The 17664-nt window shown below is 69.1% G+C and carries 18 protein-coding genes; 9 read left to right on the top strand and 9 right to left on the bottom strand.

Annotation, left to right across the window (positions count from 1 at the left end; all coding sequences use genetic code 11):
* Window positions 1-27 precede the first annotated feature (27 nt).
* A complete protein-coding gene (locus tag PTQ19_RS14025) occupies window positions 28-858 on the top strand; it encodes an SDR family oxidoreductase (protein WP_179409797.1) in 831 nt (276 codons plus the stop codon).
* Window positions 859-1141: 283 nt separating this feature from the next.
* Here PTQ19_RS14025 and PTQ19_RS14020 read toward each other — a convergent pair whose 3' ends face one another.
* On the bottom strand, window positions 1142-1804 hold the full coding sequence (locus PTQ19_RS14020; protein ID WP_274367780.1) for a bifunctional 4-hydroxy-2-oxoglutarate aldolase/2-dehydro-3-deoxy-phosphogluconate aldolase: 663 nt from the start codon (window positions 1802-1804) through the stop codon (window positions 1142-1144).
* Between the two features lie 62 nt (window positions 1805-1866).
* Between PTQ19_RS14020 and rlmN the strand changes: the two genes are divergently transcribed.
* Both rlmN and PTQ19_RS14010 read left to right on the top strand, forming a co-directional pair.
* Window positions 1867-3135 (top strand): 23S rRNA (adenine(2503)-C(2))-methyltransferase RlmN, encoded by a 1269-nt coding sequence (gene rlmN, locus PTQ19_RS14015; protein ID WP_218847908.1) that lies wholly within the window; start codon window positions 1867-1869, stop codon window positions 3133-3135.
* 80 nt (window positions 3136-3215) lie between these two features.
* Window positions 3216-3704, top strand: a complete 489-nt coding sequence (locus tag PTQ19_RS14010; RefSeq protein WP_274367779.1) for a SixA phosphatase family protein — start codon at window positions 3216-3218, stop codon at window positions 3702-3704.
* On the opposite strand, the gene PTQ19_RS14005 is transcribed toward PTQ19_RS14010, so the two are convergent.
* Window positions 3693-4259: a TetR/AcrR family transcriptional regulator gene (locus PTQ19_RS14005; protein WP_179409799.1), complete on the bottom strand. Its 567-nt coding sequence runs from the start codon at window positions 4257-4259 to the stop codon at window positions 3693-3695. The genes PTQ19_RS14010 and PTQ19_RS14005 overlap by 12 nt on opposite strands.
* 65 nt (window positions 4260-4324) lie before the next feature.
* Between PTQ19_RS14005 and PTQ19_RS14000 the strand changes: the two genes are divergently transcribed.
* Entirely contained in the window at window positions 4325-4930 is a 606-nt protein-coding gene (locus PTQ19_RS14000; RefSeq protein WP_274367778.1) for an NAD(P)H-dependent oxidoreductase, read from the top strand.
* A 15-nt stretch (window positions 4931-4945) separates the two neighbouring features.
* Here PTQ19_RS14000 and PTQ19_RS13995 read toward each other — a convergent pair whose 3' ends face one another.
* The gene (locus PTQ19_RS13995; RefSeq protein ID WP_274367777.1) at window positions 4946-6394 is read right to left on the bottom strand and encodes a PLP-dependent aminotransferase family protein; all 1449 of its coding nucleotides are present in this window, start codon (window positions 6392-6394) and stop codon (window positions 4946-4948) included.
* A gap of 19 nt (window positions 6395-6413) precedes the next feature.
* Here PTQ19_RS13995 and PTQ19_RS13990 point away from each other — a divergent pair, with 19 nt between their 5' ends.
* From PTQ19_RS13990 to PTQ19_RS13975, 4 genes are all read left to right on the top strand, one after another.
* Window positions 6414-6734, top strand: coding sequence for a hypothetical protein (locus PTQ19_RS13990; RefSeq protein ID WP_274367776.1), 321 nt, complete (start codon window positions 6414-6416; stop codon window positions 6732-6734).
* A 90-nt stretch (window positions 6735-6824) separates the two neighbouring features.
* On the top strand, window positions 6825-8510 hold the full coding sequence (locus PTQ19_RS13985; RefSeq protein ID WP_274367775.1) for a DUF4407 domain-containing protein: 1686 nt from the start codon (window positions 6825-6827) through the stop codon (window positions 8508-8510).
* 12 nt (window positions 8511-8522) lie between these two features.
* Window positions 8523-9005 (top strand): hypothetical protein, encoded by a 483-nt coding sequence (locus tag PTQ19_RS13980; RefSeq protein ID WP_274367774.1) that lies wholly within the window; start codon window positions 8523-8525, stop codon window positions 9003-9005.
* A gap of 53 nt (window positions 9006-9058) precedes the next feature.
* Window positions 9059-10072, top strand: a complete 1014-nt coding sequence (locus PTQ19_RS13975; RefSeq protein ID WP_274367773.1) for an aldo/keto reductase family protein — start codon at window positions 9059-9061, stop codon at window positions 10070-10072.
* Window positions 10073-10306: 234 nt separating this feature from the next.
* Here PTQ19_RS13975 and PTQ19_RS13970 read toward each other — a convergent pair whose 3' ends face one another.
* Genes PTQ19_RS13970 through PTQ19_RS13950 form a run of 5 tightly spaced genes read right to left on the bottom strand, consistent with a single transcriptional unit; the run spans window position 10307 to window position 16178 of the window.
* A complete protein-coding gene (locus PTQ19_RS13970; protein WP_274367772.1) occupies window positions 10307-11695 on the bottom strand; it encodes an FAD-binding oxidoreductase in 1389 nt (462 codons plus the stop codon).
* A 22-nt stretch (window positions 11696-11717) separates the two neighbouring features.
* Window positions 11718-12623 (bottom strand): carbohydrate ABC transporter permease, encoded by a 906-nt coding sequence (locus tag PTQ19_RS13965; RefSeq protein ID WP_224818046.1) that lies wholly within the window; start codon window positions 12621-12623, stop codon window positions 11718-11720.
* Window positions 12620-13585: a carbohydrate ABC transporter permease gene (locus PTQ19_RS13960; RefSeq protein ID WP_274367771.1), complete on the bottom strand. Its 966-nt coding sequence runs from the start codon at window positions 13583-13585 to the stop codon at window positions 12620-12622. The genes PTQ19_RS13965 and PTQ19_RS13960 overlap by 4 nt, the downstream gene beginning before the upstream one ends.
* Before the next feature lie 5 nt (window positions 13586-13590).
* Window positions 13591-14898 (bottom strand): ABC transporter substrate-binding protein, encoded by a 1308-nt coding sequence (locus tag PTQ19_RS13955; RefSeq protein ID WP_274367770.1) that lies wholly within the window; start codon window positions 14896-14898, stop codon window positions 13591-13593.
* A gap of 44 nt (window positions 14899-14942) precedes the next feature.
* Complete coding sequence (locus PTQ19_RS13950) at window positions 14943-16178, bottom strand: aminotransferase class V-fold PLP-dependent enzyme (protein WP_274367769.1); 1236 nt, start codon at window positions 16176-16178, stop codon at window positions 14943-14945.
* Between the two features lie 166 nt (window positions 16179-16344).
* Here PTQ19_RS13950 and PTQ19_RS13945 point away from each other — a divergent pair, with 166 nt between their 5' ends.
* Complete coding sequence (locus tag PTQ19_RS13945; protein ID WP_179409815.1) at window positions 16345-17043, top strand: FadR/GntR family transcriptional regulator; 699 nt, start codon at window positions 16345-16347, stop codon at window positions 17041-17043.
* Window positions 17044-17065: 22 nt separating this feature from the next.
* Here the strand turns inward: PTQ19_RS13945 and PTQ19_RS13940 are convergent, their stop codons facing one another.
* Window positions 17066-17575 carry a glycine cleavage system protein R gene (locus PTQ19_RS13940; RefSeq protein ID WP_274367768.1) on the bottom strand — a complete coding sequence of 170 codons (510 nt, stop codon included), beginning with the start codon at window positions 17573-17575 and terminating at the stop codon, window positions 17066-17068.
* Window positions 17576-17664 lie beyond the last annotated feature (89 nt).

Raw genomic sequence — 17664 nt, 5'->3', positions numbered from 1 at the left:
CGTCACGCGACACGAACAGGAGTGAACATGTCACTGGCAGGAAAGACCATCCTCATGTCGGGCGGCAGCCGCGGCATCGGCCTCGCGATCGCGCTGCGTGCAGCGGCCGACGGGGCGAACATCGCGATGCTCGCGAAGACCGACAGCCCGCATCCGAAGCTCGAGGGAACCGTGCACACGGCGGCCGAGGCGATCCGTGCGGCCGGCGGCCAGGCGCTGCCGATCGTCGGCGATGTGCGCGACGACGACGACATCACCGGTGCCGTGCTCAAGACCGAGGGTGAGTTCGGCGGCATCGACATCGTGATCAACAACGCCAGCGTCATCGACCTGTCGCGTTCGACCGATCTCGCCGCCAAGAAGTACGACCTCATGCAGGACGTCAACGTGCGCGGCACGTTCATGCTCTCGCGCGCCGCGGTGCCGGTGCTGCGTGAGGCGAGCAACCCGCACATCCTCTCGCTGTCGCCGCCGCTGAACATCTCGCCGAAGTGGCTCGGCGCGCACACCGGCTACACGCTGGCCAAGTACGGCATGACGATGGCGACGCTGGGATTGGCCGCGGAGTTCGCCGCCGACGGCATCGCCGCCAACACGCTGTGGCCGCGCACGACGATCGCGACCGCCGCGGTGCAGAACCTGCTCGGTGGTGACAAAGTGATGGCCGCCAGCCGCACCCCCGAGGTCTACGCCGACGCGGCCTACGCCGTGCTGACCAAGCCGTCGCGCGAGTACACCGGCCAGACGCTGATCGTCGAGGACGTGCTCGAGGCCGACGGCGTCACGGACTTCTCGAAGTACGCGGCCGTCCCCGGCACCCCGGACGATCGGCTGTTCCCGGACATCTTCCTGGACTGACGCTCCGTCTCGGACGGGTACACCAGCGGCCGGCGGCGCTTCGTGCGCCGTCGGCCGCTGGTGTTTGCGTTGGCCGCTGGCATTCCCGTCGCAGTTTCTCCCGCTTCGAGCGCCCGGATGCGGGAGAAAGTGCGACCGGAGTGGGTGGGCGGCGCGAGGATGCGGGAGAAAGTGCGACTGGAGTGGGTGGGCGGCACGAGGATGCGGGAGAAAGTGCGACCGGAGTGGCCAGCCGGCCAGTCAGTCAGTCAGCCAGCCGCCGTGGCGCCCGCCGTGCCGGATCTCAGGCGCGGACGGCGGCGAGGGCCTCGGCGAAGCGGGCGGAGCGGGCCTCGAGATCGGCCCAGTCGGATGCTGCGATCGACGCGCCATTGGCGAGGTCGCCTCCGGCGCCCACGGCCACGGCGCCCGCGGCGAACCAGTCGGCGAGATTGTCGGGCTTGACGCCGCCGGTGGGCATGAGCGGCGCGTGTGGGAACGGGCCGCGCAGCGCGCCGAGGTACGAGGGGCCACCGAGGGATGCCGGGAAGATCTTGACGACGTCGACACCCAGGTCGAGTGCCGTCATCACCTCGGTCGGCGTCAGCGCGCCGGTCATGACGACGGTGCCGGTGTCGAGCATCGCGCGGGTGAGGTCGGGCAGTGTGCCGGGGCTGACAAGGAACTCTGCCCCGGCGTCGGCGGCGGCCGCGGCCTGCGCGGGGGTGGTGACGGTGCCGGCGCCGATGTGGGCGCGCTCGCCGTGGCGGGCGATGAGCTCGCGGATGACGGCGGGTGCGTCGGGGGTGGAGTAGGTCACCTCGATGCCGGTGATCCCTCCGCGGATGATCGCCTCGGCGGCGTCGAGGGCGCTCTCGGGGGAGGGTGCGCGCAGGACGGCGAGGACGCCGGTCTGGCGCGTGCGGGCGAGGCGGTCGGTCATGAAGGCTCCGTTCGTCTGTTCCATTCTCCCCGCCCTAACTTGTAATTACAAGTTCTTTACGCAGGTGGCTCCCGTACCCTGGAGACATGTCAGCATCCGATGAGAACTCGCGCCCCCGTTCCACCCCGGTGCGCGCCACCGGATCTGCGCGCACTCAGGTGCGCCCCAAGACCGAGGGATGGACGCAGCAGAAGGATGCCGAAGGTCGGCCACTGCTGCAGTTCGCCAGCCCCAAGCGCGGCAAGCCTCCCGTGCACCTGGCCGATCTGACCCCCGCCGAGCGGGTCGAGAAGGTCAAGGAGCTGGGCCTGCCCGGGTTCCGGGCCAAGCAGCTGTCGACGCATTACTTCACGCACTACACGTCCGACCCCGCGCAGATGACCGACCTGCCCGCGGCGCAGCGCGACGAGCTCGTGGCGGGCATGCTGCCGCCGCTGCTGACCGAGGTCAAGCGCCTCGAGACGGACCGTGGCGACACGATCAAGTTCCTGTGGCGCCTGCACGACGGTGCCCTGGTCGAGTCGGTGCTGATGCGCTACCCGGGGCGGATCACCCTGTGCGTGTCGAGCCAGGCCGGCTGCGGCATGAACTGTCCGTTCTGCGCGACCGGACAGGCGGGACTGACCCGCAACATGTCGACCGCTGAGATCATCGAGCAGATCGTGCGTGCGAACCGGTTGATCGCCGAGGGCGGTCTGGGCGGCAAGAAGGCCAGCGACCACAGCATGGAGCGTGTCAGCAACATCGTCTTCATGGGCATGGGTGAGCCGCTCGCCAACTACAAGCGGGTGATGGATGCCGTGCGCATCATGGTCGGCCCGCAGCCGGATGGCCTCGGCATGAGTGCTCGCGGCATCACCGTGTCGACCGTCGGCCTGGTGCCGGCGATCAAGAAGCTCGCCGATGAGGACATCCCGGTCACCTTCGCCCTCTCGCTGCATGCGCCCGACGATGAGCTGCGCGATGAGCTGATCCCGGTGAACTCGCGCTGGAAGGTCGGCGAGGCGCTCGACGCGGCCCGCGAGTACTTCGACAAGACCGGGCGCCGTGTGTCGATCGAGTACGCGCTGATCAAGGACATGAACGACCATCCGTGGCGCGCCGACCTGCTGGCGTCCAAGCTCAACTCGCGCGGTCGCGGCTGGGTGCACGTGAACCCCATCCCGTTGAACCCCACGCCGGGGTCAATCTGGACGGCATCCGACAAGGCCGTCCAAGACGAGTTCGTGCGGCGCCTGAACGATGCGGGCATCCCCACGACTCTGCGCGACACCCGCGGCAAGGAGATCGACGGTGCGTGCGGTCAGTTGGTCGCGACCAGCGAGGACGAGGTCGCCGCGGCCGCGATGGCCTGATCGGATGCTGACGCTCGACCGCCCGGGAAGGCAAGCCCAGGGTTGCCGAACTCAGAGCAGTCGAGTGTGACAATGGTGGCGTGAAGACGCTGCTGCTGGCACGCCATGCGAAGTCCGACTGGGGCCATGCGTCGCTGGTCGACCATGACCGGCCGCTGAATGCCCGTGGCCGGCGCGATGCGCCGCTGATGGCCCGCAGGTTGCGTGATGAGGGCATCCGCCTGGCCCGTATCGTCTCGAGTACGGCCGTGCGGGCACGCACCACGGCGGCCGAGTACGCCGCCGCGCAGGGTGTCGAGGTGGTGCACGAGCCGCTGCTGTATGCGGCGTCGGCCCGTTCGATCCTGGCGGCGGCCTCGCGCCTGCCCGATGAGGCGGAGGTTGCGATGCTCGTGGGGCACAACCCGGGCATGCAGGATGCTGTCGCCGAGCTCACCGGTGCGTTCGTCGAGTTTCCGACGTGCGCCGTCGCGGAGTGCCTCGTCGACGTCGACTCATGGGCCGAACTGATTGAGGGGTCGGGCCGGCTGGTGCAGCTGCGTACGCCTGCCGGGCGGTCAGCGCGCTAGCATCGCCCGCACCGCGGATTCGAACGAGGTCGTCGCCACGTCGAGGGGGAAGTGCCCCGCCGCGGCGAGCGTGCCGAGTCCGTGCACGAGTCCCCAGCACGCGGTGAGGGCACTCTCGTGCAGGCCGGCGTTGACGACCGCGCCACCGAGCAACGTCTCGAGCTCGTCGATCAGCGGTGCCATGGTCTCGGTGGGTGCGCCGGGAATGCACACGGTCGGGTCGTAGATCACGTCGAACGCATGGGGGCGTTCGACGGCGAAGCGGATGTAGGCCTGTCCGCCAGTGATCAGTGCCGCCGTCGCGTCCGGTGCGGCGGCGAGGGTGGCCCGCACGTCGTCGACGAGTTCGGCCATGCTGCGCTCGGCGAGGGTCTTGAGCAGCCCGCGCCTGTCGGAGAAGTGGTGGTATGGCGCGTTGTGGCTGACATCGGCTGCGCGCGCGACCTCGCGCAGGCTGATCTCGGTGGCGGGCTTGTCGGCGAGCAGCTGCATCGCCGCGGCTTCCAGCGCGTGCGCGAGATCTCCGTGATGGTAGGCCGCTCGAGAACTTGACACGCGCAACATTGTTCCTTATCTTGACACTGTCAACCAAATGGACACTGTCAAGATTGGAAACCTGCATGGCCTCCACCCTCGTCATCGACGGCCACCCCGACGACCACTCGCTCACCGCCGAGCTCTCCCGCCGCTACGCCGCAGCGCACGGAGACGCGCGCCTGCTCGCCCTGCGCGACCTTGACTTCGACCCGCATCTGCGTTTCGGGTACCGGCAGCGGATGACGCTCGAGCCCGACCTCGTCGAGGCGAAGGCCGCCCTGCACGAGGCCAGCAACGTCGTCGTCGCCGCCCCGCTGTGGTGGGGCGGTGTGCCTGCGGTGCTGAAGGGATTCTTCGACCGGGCCCTCCTGCCGCAGCAGGAGTACCGCTACAGCCCCGCGGGTCTGCCGATTGGTCTGGTCGGCGCGAACCGCGGCCGCCTGCTGCTGCTCGCCGACACCCCGTGGTTCTTCACGCCCATCACCGGCGTGCCCGCACAGACCCAGGTGGTGCGCAACACGATGAAGCTGGTCGGCATCCGCTCGGTGCGCACGCATCGGATGCTGGGGGTGAAGACCGCACCTCCCTCGCGCATCGAGGGCTGGCTCGACCGCGCCGCAGCGCTCGGCGAGCGAGACGCTGTGCGCGATCGGAACGGTGCCCCGCGCGTACCCGCCGTCGCGCACTGACGGGAACCCGGCGCGTCAGAGCGTCGCGCGGTACTGGGCCCAGGCGGCACCCAGCCGGCGCACCCCCTCGGTCAGCACGTCATCGGGCGCGGTGAAGGGAATGCGGATGTGGTCGTCCGGCGATGTCGATGCGGCGAACTCGCCACTGCCCGCCACCGAGACGCCATGCACCGCCGCGACCCGGGCGAGGGCATCCGCCGATCCGATCGGAAGCCGCGCCCACAGCGAGAGCCCGCCGCGCGGCTCGACGAAGCTCCATTCGGGCAGGTGGCGGGCCATGAGCTCACGTAGCAGCCCGAGCCGAGCGTAGTGCTCGCGAGCCACCTCGCGCCGCAACTCACCCGCGTGCGCGAGCAGGTCCATCGCGAGAAGCTGCCCGGGGATACTCGTGGACTGGTCGGCGAGCTGCCGGGCGCCACGCAGGCGCCGCACGAGCACGGGGTCGGCGCGCAGCCAGCCGATCCGAAGTCCCGCCCACGCCCACTTCGAAAGCGACTCGACCACCACCACGGGGGCATCCGCCCGCTCGGCAGCCAGTGGCGGGGGGATCACGCCGTCGAAGGCGATGCCGGCGACCACGCGGTCCTCGACGACGACCACCCCGTACTGTGCGGCCAGATCGGCGACGCGCCGTCGTGCGGCCGGCGGCAGCCGCGTGCCCGTCGGGTTCTGATGGTGCGGGTTCAGGGCGACCAGCACGGGCCGCATCCGCGCCATCGCCACCTCGAGGGCCACGGGGTCGAGGCCGTCGTCTCCCATCGGGATGCCGTGCACGATGCCGCCGCGCTGGCGCACACTGTCGGTGACGCCCGGCCAGGTGACCTCCTCGGCCAGCACGACATCACCGGGAGAGACGAGCGCGTCGATCAGCAGGCTGATGGCCTGCTGCGCACCGTGGGTCACGAGGATCTGCTCGGGTGATGTCACCGCGCCCTCAGAGGTGTACAGGTCGGCGATCAGCGCCCGCAGCGACGGCAGTCCGGCCGGATCGGTCTCGGGTAGCAGGGCGGTGGCGAGGTCGGGGTGGTGCGCACGGATCACCTGCACCCCCAGATCGGGGATTCGCGGCACCGTGCGCAGCAGATCGATCGAGTTCGGCAGCGCCGAGAAGAGCACCTCACCGCGCCCGCCGCGCCCCGGAGCCGACAGCGGCGAGCCGGCAATGCGCGTGCCGCTGCCCTGGCGGCGTTCGACCGCACCGCGATCGGCGAGCTCGCCGTACGCCGCGACGACTGTGCCGCGAGAGACGGCCGCGGCGGCCGCCAGCGCCCGCTCGGCCGGCAAGCGATCGCCCGGGCGCAGTTCTCCCGTGTCGATCAGGGAACGGATGCCGGCGGCGAGCCGCGCCGACAGGGTGCCGTCGCCGTGCGCCCACCGACCCAGACGTGCGGCCAGCGCCGTCGAGTCGACCGTGGCCGCGCGGTGGTCCACCAGCCGCTGATTGGCACTGTTCGTTGTGCTCATAGCGACACATTCTGGTCCAATGAGCCCGTCACGCACCACCCCTTCAGCCAATCCCGCCGATTTCACGTCTGATTGGACTATCAACGAGATCCTCCACCACTATGCGGCCCACGATGCCCTGCCCTCCGGTCTCACCGCCGACACTCTGCAACGGGTCGACGATGCCCTGAGCCCGCAGCAGTCATGGCGTCGGCCGCCGCACCCGGTGGCGGTCATGCGCTCTCTCGGGGTGCGAGTGCGTCAGCATCCGCCGACCGGCGCGCTACGTGTGGCGCAACTGATCGGGTCCCCCGACGACAGCCGTGCGCCCGCGGTCGATCACACGATGGTCATCGCCTGACCGATGGGGTGGCGGACCCAGGCGCGTTCCTGGGAGCCGTCCCAGCGATCGTCCGGGACTCCCACAGGCACGGTTTCCTACCCTCGAGGGATGTCCTATTCCGCACATCGCCCTGGTCGGATGGATTCCCAGGGGCGGATCTCGTTGGAGACCGACGCGTCTGACGGCTCGGTGACCGACGAGGACCTCGACTTCTTGCGACACTACGAGCCGACCGGTGCGCCCGCCCCGGCGACTCCGGTCGACCCGTCCGAGCCGGCCGACCCATCCGAGCCGGCCGACCCATCCGAGCCGGCCGACCCATCCAAGCGCGCCGAGCCCGCGCCCGCGGAGCTCCCCGAGACCGAGCCGGACTCCGCGCCGGCGAACGCGCGCACGCCCCGCCGCGAGCGCGCCCCACGTCGCCAGCGTGCGCCCCGGGCCGAGCGCGCGCCCCGTGTCGAGGGTTCGCGCCTGCGCACCATGGCCATCCTCGGCGGTGCCGAGGGGGAGATCCTCGACCGGGTGCCCGGCGAGACCCCGCGGTTCGTGCAGATGTTCTTCGTGCTGCTGGGAACAGCGCTCGTCTCGGCGATCTCGATGATGTTCGCCCTCACCACGGGCGTGCAGGTCGCGATCTGGGTGGCCGTGCCATTGGCCGTCGTCTGGGGCGGCATCATCTTCAACCTCGACCGGTTCCTGACCTCGACCATGACGTCGACGCGCAGCGTCATGAAACTGATCGCCCTCGCTGTGCCGCGCGTGGCCATGGCGGCACTGATCGGCTTCCTCGTCGCAGAACCCCTCGTGCTGCAGGTGTTCCACAACGACATCGCGCGCGAGGTGGCATCCACCAACATCACCCAGTCACAGTCCGATCAGGCCGCCCTCGAAGAGGGACCCGAGAAGATCGCGCTCGAGGCGGCATCCGCCCGGGTCGCCGCCCTCGAGAACCAGGCCGCGACAGGGATCGTCGCCGGCACCGAATCGGGCTCGGCGTCGACGGCCGCGGCGGCCTCGACCGTCGACGACGTCACCGCGAAGATGACCGAGCAGCAGCAGGTCATCGATGACGCCCGCGCGCTGTACCAGTGCGAGCTCACCGGAGAGGGCGCCGGTGAGGTGCCCGGCTGCACGGGCGTGAACGGGGAGGGCTCCAGCTCGGACGCCGCCAAGGCGCAGCTCGCTCAGGCCCAGCAGACCTACGATGCGCTCGCCGCGCAGCTGCGCGACGCCAACGACGACCTCGCCGCCGCCGAGACCGCTGCCAAGCAGAACACCTCGGCCTCGGAGGCCACCAACCGTCAGCAGGCGCAGGACCAGTTGCCCGCCGCGCAGCAGAGCTACGAGCAGGCCCTTGCGGCCTACAACGCCCGCGCCGATTCGGTGGCCGCCGGCAACGCGCAAGCCGTTGGCCTGCTCAGCCAGATCACCGGACTGAAGAACCTCGCCGCGAAGGAGCCCGCCATCTGGTGGGCGCATGTGCTGATCGCGGCGCTGTTCTTCATGATCGAGCTGCTTCCGGTGATCGTGAAGGTGCTCACCAGCTGGGGAGACCCCTCGCTGTACGAGAAGGCGAAGGCGATCCGCAAGCAGGTCGAGCTCGATCGCGTGACCGCTGACGGCTTCCGCGATCGCGCCGCGATCGTCGCCGAGAACGCCTCGCCCCCGTTTGCGGTCGGCACCACGGATGCACCGGATGCTGCCCGCGGGCGGGCATCCGACCCTGTCGTCGATCCCGGTCCGCCCACTGTGCCGATGACGCGCGCCGATCTGCGCGAACCGGCGGGCGTCTGAGAGGCTGTCGCCATGAACCGACGCGCGATGGTATCTCTGGCCGGTGTGGTGGCGGTGGCGCTGTACGCCGTGTGGGCGGCCGTGCAGATCTTCGTGTTGAACCCGCTGGCCGTCGCCCCCGGGCTCTCACTTGATGAGGTCTATGCCGAGATGGCGGCCGTCGGCGAGACGATGCCCGTCGGGTTCGGGCTGGGAGTGCTGGCGGTCGGCGTCGTCATCGCGATCGTCATCGCGGTGCTCGGCATGCGCGCCGACCTCGACCCCGAGGTGCTGATGCTGCTCTTCCTGATCGTCTTGGTGCTCGGTGCTCCGGCCTACTTCGTCGCCTCGTTCGCTCCGGGGATGAGCCTTGCCGACACGTTCTTCATCTCCGGCGCGGATGCGTCGCCCTGGGCAGCATCGCTGTACATCACGAGCCTGCTGGCTTCGGCGGGCATCGTCTGGCTCGTCGTGCGCCTGGCGCGGAGCCGCCCGGCTGCTGTGTCGGTCGCCTGATCGGCTGACTCTGAACCGCCCCACGCGGTGCGGAACGCCACTAGCGTGGGCACATGGTCAACTATCGCTATCTGGGCAACAGCGGACTCAAGGTCTCGGAGATCACCTACGGCAACTGGGTGACGCACGCATCGCAGGTCGGCGACGACGCCGCCGTCGCGACCGTGCACGCGGCGTTGGATGCCGGCATCACCACCTTCGACACCGCAGACACCTATGCCAACACGGCCGCCGAGGTCGTGCTCGGCAAAGCTCTGGAAGGTCAGCGGCGCGCGAGCCTCGAGATCTTCACCAAGGTGTACTTCCCCACCGGGCCGAAGGGACCGAACGACACCGGACTCAGCCGCAAGCACATCTTCGAGTCGATCGACGGATCGCTCACGCGCCTCGGCACCGACTACGTCGACCTGTACCAGGCACACCGCTACGACCACGAGACTCCGCTGGAAGAGACGATGCAGGCCTTCGCCGACGTCGTGCGCCAAGGCAAGGCGCTGTACATCGGCGTCTCCGAGTGGACCGCCGAGCAGTTGCGCGCAGGCCACGCCCTGTCGAAGCAGCTGGGGTTCCAGCTGATCTCGAACCAGCCGCAGTACTCGATGCTGCACCGCGTGATCGAGGGCAAGGTCGTGCCGACCTCGGAAGAACTCGGCATCTCGCAGATCGTCTGGTCGCCGATGGCCCAGGGCGTGCTGAGCGGCAAGTACCTGCCCGGTCAGCCGGTGCCCGAGGGATCGCGGGCGACCGATCCGCACTCGGGGGCGCACTTCATCCAGAGCTTCCTGCGCGACGAGATCCTCGAAGCGGTGCAGCGGCTGAAGCCGATCGCCGACGAGGTGGGGCTGACGATGCCGCAGCTCGCGATCGCCTGGGTGCTGCAGAACCCGAACGTCGCCGCCGCGCTCGTGGGCGCGTCGCGTCCCGAGCAGCTTGCCGACACGGTGAAGGCGTCCGGAGTGCGGTTGGATGCCGACACGATGGCCGCGATCGATTCCGCGCTCGCCGGCGTCGTCAACGACGACCCGGAGCACACATACGGCGTCTCTCCCGCGCAGCGCCTCGTCTGAGGCATCCACCGCGCCCCGCCTTCCCCTCTCCGCGCCCCCGCCCCCACCCTCGCGCACCTATTCCCCGCACGCCGCCCCCGCGCACCCATTCCCATCCACGAGGGGTCAAAATCTGTCGGGTTCAGAGGCCTGCACACGACGAATATTGACCCCTCGTGAAGGAGCGCGTGGGTGGAAGCGGCGCGCGGGCGGAGGGGTGCGCGGGCGGAAAGGGGCGCGTGAGGGGAGGGCGCGCTACGAGGCGTCGAACATCACGCCGGGGTTGAGGATGTTCTGCGGGTCAAGCGCCTGTTTGATGCGCTGGTTCAGCTCGAACACGTCGTCGCCGAGGTACGCGGCCAGCCAGGGCTGCTTGAGCCGGCCCACTCCGTGCTCACCGGTGATCGTGCCGTCCAGCGCGAGCGCCAGATCCATCACCTCGCCGAAGGCGCGATCGGCACGGGCGCTCTGATCGGCGTCCTCGCGGTCGAACACCAGCAGCGGGTGCGTATTGCCGTCGCCGGCGTGCGCGATGATCGAGATCTCGATGCCGTTGCGCTCGGCGATCACCTGCACGCCCTCGACCAGGTCGGCCAGTCGCGGCATGGGCACGCCGACGTCTTCCAGCAGCAGCGCTCCGCGACGCTCCACCGCCGGCACGGCCATCCGGCGGGCGGCGATCAGCGCCTCGCTCTCGTCAGCATCATCGGTCGCGTACACCTCGGTGGCGCCGGCCGCCGTGCACAGCTGCTCGATCGCCTCGGCCTGGGCCGCTGCCACCGCGCCTGACTCGTCGGACTGCACCAGCAGCATCGCCGCCGACGTGCGATCGAGCTCCATGCGCGTCATGTCCTCGACGGCGTTGATGGCCACCTGGTCCATGAACTCCAGCATCGACGGGCGCATCGTGGCCTTGATGTCGACCACGGCCTGCACAGCGCCCGAGAGAGTGGGGAACATCGCCACCAGCGTGGTCGGTGTGCTCTGCGCGGGCACCAGCCGCAGCACCACCTCGGTGACGATTCCGAGAGTCCCCTCGCTGCCGACGAACAGCTTCGTCAACGACAGCCCCGCCACATCCTTCAGACGCGGGCCGCCGAGCTTCACCGCGCGTCCATCGGCGAGCACCACCGTCAAGCCCAGCACGTAGTCGCTGGTGACGCCGTACTTCACGCAGCACAGCCCGCCGGCATTGGTGGCGACGTTGCCGCCGATCGAGCAGAAGTCCTGCGACGACGGGTCGGGCGGGTACCAGAGGCCGTGCTCGGATGCTGCGGACTTGACCTCGGCGTTGAACGCCCCCGGCTGCACGACCGCCATCTGCACGGCCGGGTCGATGGTGATCGCCCGCATCCGCTCCAGCGAGATGACGATCGCGCCGTCGACGGCCGACGTGCCGCCCGACAGGCCCGAGCCCGCGCCGCGCGGGATGACGGCGAGATTCTCGCGGGCCGCGATGCGCACCGCGGCCTGCACGTCCTCGGTCGACTCGGCGCGGACGACCGCGAGCGGCGTGCCGGCTCGCGGGTCGTCCGCACGGTCGCGGCGGTAGGCCTGCAGGGAGTCCTCGTGGGTGATGAGCGCTCCCTCGGGGAGCGCTGCCGTGAGCGCGGCGAGAACGCTCGCGCGACGATCGGTGTCCATCATCCGAGGCTATCGCCGCAGGTCACTCCTTGACGGCACCCGAGGTGAGTCCCGCCACGATCCAGCGACTGGCGAGAGCGAACAGCACCATCGTCGGCAGGATCGTCAGCACCGCGGCGGCCGACATCGAACCCCAGTCGATGTTGAACGTCGAGATGAAGCCGTTCAGCGCCGACGGCACCGTCCGCTTCTCCTCGGAGTTGATCAGCACCACCGACAGGAAGAGCTCGTTCCAGCAGTTCACGAAGTTGAAGATGAACGCGGCGATGATGCCGGGCGTCATCACCGGGACGAGCACACGGAACAGCGCGGTCAGGCGCGAGCATCCGTCGATCATCGCGGCTTCTTCGAGCGCGGCCGGGACGTTCTCGAAGAAGCCCCGCAGCATCACCGTCGAGAACGGGATGCACACCGCGACGTACACCAGCACGAGCCCGGGGCGGGTGTCGACCAGCCCCAGGTCGGTCATCATCGAGTACAGCGGTCCGAGCGCGATGAACGCGGGGATCATCTGCGTCAGCAGGAACGCCACCAGCACCGGGCCCTTGCCGCGGAACTCGAACCGTGCGAGCACATAGGCGCTCAGCAGGGCGATCAGGGTCGCCACGGCTCCGGCTGCCAGCGCCACGATGGCGGAGTTCATCAGGAACACCCCGAAGCTGCTCTTCTCGAACAGGCTCGAGTAGTTCTGCAGCGACGGCTCGCTCGGCCAGTACTCGATGGGGAACGCGTTGATCGTTCCCGGTGACTTGAACGACGTCAGTGCGATCCAGTACAGCGGGAACAGGGTGATGATCAGCCAGATCGCCAACCCGGTGAAGCGCACGACCCCGCCGACGGTGAGCCGGCGGCGCGGGCGCGGTGCCTGCGGCGCGCGGCCGGAGCGCTTGGTCGCCTCGGCGGTCGTGATGGCCATGGTCGCGCTCATCGTTGCATCCTCCTCATCGCCATCAGGTAGAACCCGCAGAACACCAGCAGGAAGGCCACGACGATCAGACCGATGGCGCTGGCGATGCCGTAGTTGCCCTGCTGGGTGAAGTCGATCATCCACGTGGTGACGATGTCGGTCTGGTTGGCGGGGCCGCCGCCGGTCATCGCCCAGATGATGTCAGGGAAGTTGAAGATCCAGATGATGCGCAGCAGCACGGTCAGCAGCAGCGTCATCGAGATGTACGGGATGATGATCGAGAACAGCTGGCGCACCTTGCCGGCGCCGTCGATGCTCGCAGCCTCAAGCATCTCGTCGGGCACCGACTGCAGTGCCGCGAGGATCATGATCGCGAAGAAGGTCACGCCGTACCAGATGTTCGCGGCGATCACGGCGAACATCGCCAGCTTCGGGTCGGCCAGCCACGGCAGCGGCTGTGCGATCAGACCGGCCTTCATGAGCAGGTCGTTGATCACGCCGAACTCGGCGTTGAACATCCAGCGGAACAGCATGCCGATCAGGAAGCCCGAGACCGCCCAGGGGAAGAACACCAGTGCCTGGTAGACACCGCGGAACCGGAACCGCTTGCGCAGCGCGAGGGCGATGAGAAAGCCGATCACCAGCTGGGGGACGAGCGACCCGACCACCCACAGCACCGAGTTCCAGGCGACGGTGGGGAACACCGGGTCGGTGAACACGGTGACGAAGTTGTCGAAGCCGACGAACGGCGTCGAGGTGAGGTCCCAGAGGTTCCAGTCGTGGAAGGCCATGCGGGCGCCCTGCAGCATCGGTACGTAGGTGAACCAGACGACGAAGATGATCGCGGGCGCCATGAAGGCGAGCAGGGTGAGCGCGTGCTTCGCTCGGAAGACGCGGTGCCGGGAGTCGGATGCCGGCGTGCGGGCGGGGGAGGCCCCGCCGGCTGCGCCGACGGGGCCTCCCTTCACAGTGCGAGCAGCCAACGGGGTCAACCCTTCTCCGTGGCGTACTTCTCCGTCCAGTACTCGTCCCACGACGCCAGCAGCTCCTGCGTGGACATGTCGCCCAGCAGCACCTTCTGCACGTCCTGGTCGGACTTCTGGATCCATTCGGTCCACCAGCTCACGCCGCGCGGCTGCACGACGTTGACGTAGGTGTCGGGGTTCTCGGTCATCGTGACGTAGCTGGTCCACGGGCCGGTCTTGTAGAAGTCATCCTCTGCGGCGCCGGCGATGATCGGCACCAGGCTGTTCTTCTGCGCGAAGGTGGTGGCCGGGCCCGACGACGACAGGAACTCGACGAGCTTGACCGCCTCTTCCTTGTGCTCGCTGGCCTCGGTCACGCCCCATCCGGCGGTGGCAAGCGGCTGCGCGGCCTTGCCGGTCGGGCCGACGAGCAGGGGAGCGGTGTCCCACTGATCCTCGGCCAGCGATGATTCCTGCACGGTGGCGATGACCTCGGGGTCCTGCAGCAGGAATGCGGTGGTGCCGTTGGTGAAGCCGGCCACCATCTCGGGGTAGCCCCACGAGACGGCCGACGGCGGCGATGCCTGGGTGAACAGCTCGAAGTAGGTGTCGACGGCGTCCTGCGCCTCGGGGGCGGCGAACATCGTGGTGCCGTCGTTGAGCAGGAAGGCATCCTCGACGTTCAGGTCGTCGATGACGTACGCCTCGATGGCCGCGACGACGTTGCTGTTCGCGTTGGGGCCGCCGCGGAAGGCGTAGCCGTAGACGTTGCTGGACGGGTCCTGGATGGCCGCTGCCTGCTCGAGCAGGTCTTCCCAGCTCTGCGGCGGGCCGTCGAATCCGGCATCCGCCACCAGGTCGGTGCGGTAGAACAGCGACAGGCCGTAGAAGCCGTAGGGCACGAAGTAGCTCTTGCCGTCGGTGTCGGCGGCGGCCTGGGCGTTCTCGGTGAGCTCGTTCCAGCCGTCCCAGTCGGCCAGGTCGCTCTTCATGTCGTAGAGCCAGCCGTTGTTCGAGAAGGGGCCGACGGTGAGGTCGCGCACCTCGAGCACGTCGACGCCCTTGCCGGACTGCAGCATCTGCTGGATCTTCTGGTCGGCCTGCTCGGTGGGCGGCGAGACCAGCTTGACGGTGATACCGGGGTTCTCGGCCTCGAACTCGTCGAGCAGTCCGCGCAGCAGGTCGGTGCGTGCGGGGTTGGTCAGGCTCTCGACCATCTGCAGGGTGACGTCGCCGTCGGCCGAGCCGCCGTCGCTGCTGGCCGAGCAGCCGGTCAGGGCGAGCGCGGCGACGGTGCCGATGCTCGCGGCTGTCAGAAGCTTGTGCTTCATGAGGTGCCTCTTCTCTTTCAGGGTTGGGTGTTCTCGGGTGGGAATCAGATGACGTGTGCGGGCGCGGGGGTGCGGATGCCGGCGCGCTGAAGGATCTCGGGAACGCAGCGGTCCACGAAGGCCTCGAAGTCGGATGCTTCGGTGTACAGGTGGGCCGAGAGTCGGAAGTAGCCGACGCCCTCGAAGCTGGTGAACGCCGTCTCGACGCCGACGGCGTCGATCAGTTGCATCCGCAGGTCGTCGGCCTGCTCGCGATTGCGGCCGAGGGCGTCGGGCAGGCGGATCAGGCGCATCGACGCGACGGGTGTCGGCAGCGGCGCGAGCGCCTCGGCCTCGGTGTAGGGCTGCAGGGCATCGGCGATGACGCGCGCCCCATGGTCGGCCATCGCGGCGATCGCCTCGCGAGCGGCGTCCCAGCCGATCTCGCTCTCGACGAAGTCGATGGATGCCGGTGTGCTCAGGTAGGTGGTGGCGTCGACCGTGCCCTGGGTGTCGAATCGGACCGGGTAGGGGTCGGGTGCGCCCCAGGAGTCGATCAGCGGCCAGAGGTCTTGGCGGTCTTCGGCCGTGGTCACCAGCAGGGCGGAGCCGCGCGGGGCGCACGGCCACTTGTGCATGTTGCCGAACCACCAGTCGCCGCCTCCGGCGACGGCGGCGTCGGGAATGAGGCCGGGGGCGTGCGCGCCGTCGACGAGCGTGCGTACGCCATGCTCGGCGGCGAGGGCGGCGATCCGCGCAGTGGGGAATCGGCGCGCCGTGGCGGAGGTGATCTGGTCGATGACGATCAGCCGGGTGCGCGCGCTGATCGCGTCGGCGAAGCGCTGCACCACCTCGTCGTCATCGGCGAGCAACGGCAGGTGCACCACGCGCACGGTTGCTCCGAAGCGTCGGGCCAGGCGCTGTGCGCCCATGGTCACGGCGCCGTAGCCGTGGTCGGTGACGAGGATCTCGTCGCCGGCAGACAGTACGAGTGCGTTGAACACCACGGTTGCGGCGGCCGAGGCGTTCGGCACGAATGCGGTGTCTTCGGCCCGCGCTCCGACGAACGGGGCGGTGCGCTCACGGGCTTCGCGCACGCGCTCGGCGATGCGCGGGAACCACTCGACCGGGCTGAGGTCGGCGCGGCGGCGCAGGGCGTCCTGATGCGCGACGACGCTGGTGGGCACGGCTCCGAACGACCCGTGGTTGAGGTGGATGATGGTCGGATCGAGCGGCCACGCGTCGCGTGCGCGCTCGAAGGACTTCAGCCGGATCGGCGGTGGGGTGGTGCCCGTGGTCATGCATCCTCGCAACGGTGGGGGGAGAACTTGTTGCACAACCATGCCACGTCTCCGGGGATATGTCGAGTGAAATCCGCTTTTAGTGACTAAGTTGTTCTACAAATAGTCTCCGAGGTGTCCTTCCGACAGACTCGCTGCAAGCACGACGGAGACACGGGGAGAACCGATGAGTGCACTCGACACCGCCCTGCACGGGTTGCGATCGCTGATCGCCGATGGCGCCTTGCGCCCCGGCGACCGCCTGCCCAGCGAAGGCGAGCTGTGCGAGCAACTCGGTGTGTCGAGAGGCTCGCTGCGCGAGGCGATTCGGATGCTGGCGGCGCTGGGCGTTCTCGAGACCAGGCACGGATCGGGCAGCTACGTCGGCGAGCTGCGCGCCGCCGACCTGATCAGCAGCCTGTCACTGACCGTCGGGCTGCTGCCCATGGAGGGTGTGCTCGAACTCACCGAGCTTCGCCGTGCTCTCGAACCGCACGTCGCCGCGCTCGCGGCCGCGCGCATCGATCAGGACGAGATCGCCCGCCTCGATGCGCTGCTCACCGAGATCGAGTCCAACGACGACTTCCAGGCGCACTCGCGCCTGGATCACGAGTTCCACATGGCCATCGCCGAGGTCGCCGGGCAGGATGCACTCACCAGCCTGCTCGACGTTCTGCGCTCCCGGTCGCGCGCGTACCGCCTCTCCGACCCGGCGGATGCCGCCGAGCTGAAGCGCAACTCCGATATCGGGCACCGCGCCATTCTGCGCGGCCTCGCCGCGGCCGACCCGGTCGCCGCGTCCGCGGCGGCGTCTGCGCACGTCGCCGACACGGCCGCGTGGGTGCGGACGCACTCCGCCGGAGAAGCGGAGCCGGTGCGGGACTGACGCCCGCGCTGAACTGTGTCGGTCAGCCGACGGTGATGTCGACCTGGATCTCGCTGGCGATCCGCTCGAGCGCTGCGCGCAGAGCATCCATGTCGGCCGAGGCCGGGACGACAGCGGTCACGGACGATTCGAACAGTCGGCCGCCGGCCATCGCCGCGTCGCGCGTCTCGGTGGTCATGCTCTCGATACTGAGGGCGTGCGCCCCCAACGCGCCTGAAACCTCGCGCACGATTCCGGGTCGGTCGTTGCCCAGGACGGTCAGCGAGATCCGTTGCGGCGAGGCATCGGCCCCGCTGCCCGCCCCGGCGTGCACCGTCACCGTCAGCAGGCCATCCAGCGCGTCGAGGGCTGCGCGCAGGTCATCGACGCGGTCCGGAGCGACCGAGACCTGGATCACGCCCGCGAACATTCCGGCAAGCTCGGCGAGGCTGCTGTTCTCCCAGTTGCCGCCGTGGGCATCGACGACATCGGCGACGGCAGAGACGAGTCCGGGGCGATCCGTTCCCGCGACGGTGAGGATGAGCGTAGTCATGGCCCCAGGGTAGCCCGGTGCTGGTCGCTGTCGGTTCACAACTCCGGAGAACTCCAGTGGTCTGGCGGGGCGGATTCATATGGTCGATG

The organism is Microbacterium esteraromaticum, from assembly GCF_028747645.1.
Lineage (GTDB): Bacteria > Actinomycetota > Actinomycetes > Actinomycetales > Microbacteriaceae > Microbacterium > Microbacterium esteraromaticum_C.
This window is presented reverse-complemented; position numbering and strand designations above follow the sequence as displayed.